The organism is Escherichia sp. TW14182 (assembly GCF_000208525.1).
Taxonomy (GTDB): Bacteria; Pseudomonadota; Gammaproteobacteria; order Enterobacterales; family Enterobacteriaceae; genus Escherichia; species Escherichia ruysiae.
Genome location: NZ_AEJZ01000499.1, coordinates 1 through 770 on the forward strand (window position 1 = coordinate 1; position 770 = coordinate 770).

The 770-nt window shown below is 43.8% G+C and carries 3 protein-coding genes; all 3 read left to right on the top strand.

All coding sequences use genetic code 11. From position 1 onward, the window contains the following. The first annotated feature begins 1 nt into the window (after position 1). Positions 2-199, top strand: a complete 198-nt coding sequence (gene dicB, locus EQY_RS0123650; RefSeq protein WP_000449166.1) for a cell division inhibition protein DicB — start codon at positions 2-4, stop codon at positions 197-199. Further along, entirely contained in the window at positions 190-384 is a 195-nt protein-coding gene (locus EQY_RS0123655) for a DUF1482 family protein (RefSeq protein WP_000538687.1), read from the top strand. Before dicB ends, EQY_RS0123655 begins: the two co-directional genes overlap by 10 nt. Before the next feature lie 91 nt (positions 385-475). Further along, on the top strand, positions 476-770 hold a 295-nt coding region (locus EQY_RS0123660; RefSeq protein WP_000048572.1), incomplete at its 3' end, for a phage-associated endonuclease.

The following is a 770-nucleotide window of genomic DNA, read 5'->3' on the forward strand; positions in this document are numbered from 1 at the left end:
AATGGAAACGTTATTACCAAACGTTAATACATCTGAAGGTTGTTTTGATATTGGCATTCAGCTCAGTAATAAAGACTTCACTGAGGATGCCATTAATATGAGGAAATATGAACCTTATCTTCTCAATGATAATTCCATGCTTTCCCGACTCGCCCTTCTTAAACTTGGCATTTTCCAGGAGAAAAAATCATGGGTGTAATGTGGGCCTCGGTCATGCTTGTTTTTATGGCTAACAGCGAACCGGTTGATATGGTAACGGGTATTTATGACAGCAAGGAGGAATGTATTGCCGCAATGAAAGAGCAGAAAATTCCCGGTAACTGTTATCCGGTAGAAAAAATCATACACCAGAATTTTACTGAAACACCTGCCTCAAAATCCTGAGTGCGGTAATTCAAAAATCAGATTCTTTTTATATATGCCAGCAATGGCAGGGATTTGTTCACCCTTAAATCTGTAATGAGGTTAAAACAAAATGAGTAAAGTCTTTATTTGCGCCGCCATTCCGGACGAACAGGCAATAAAGGAAGAAGGTGCAGTCGCTGTAGCCACAGCCATTGAAGCTGGCGACGAACGCCGCGCCCGTGCCAAATTTACCTGGCAATTCCTGGAGCAATATCCGGCTGCTCAGGACTGCGCTTATAAATTTCTTGTTTGCGAGGATAAACCCGGCATGCCCCGCCCTGCCATCGACTCCTGGGATACCGAATATATGCTGGAAAACCGCTGGGATGAAGAGTCAGCCTCTTTTGTCCCGATCGAACCAGAAT

Bases quoted from the DNA above. Each gene is read 5' to 3' on its own strand.
- dicB (WP_000449166.1), top strand. From the start codon at position 2: ATGGAAACGTTATTACCAAACGTTAATACATCTGAAGGTTGTTTTGAT.
- EQY_RS0123655 (WP_000538687.1), top strand. From the start codon at position 190: ATGGGTGTAATGTGGGCCTCGGTCATGCTTGTTTTTATGGCTAACAGC.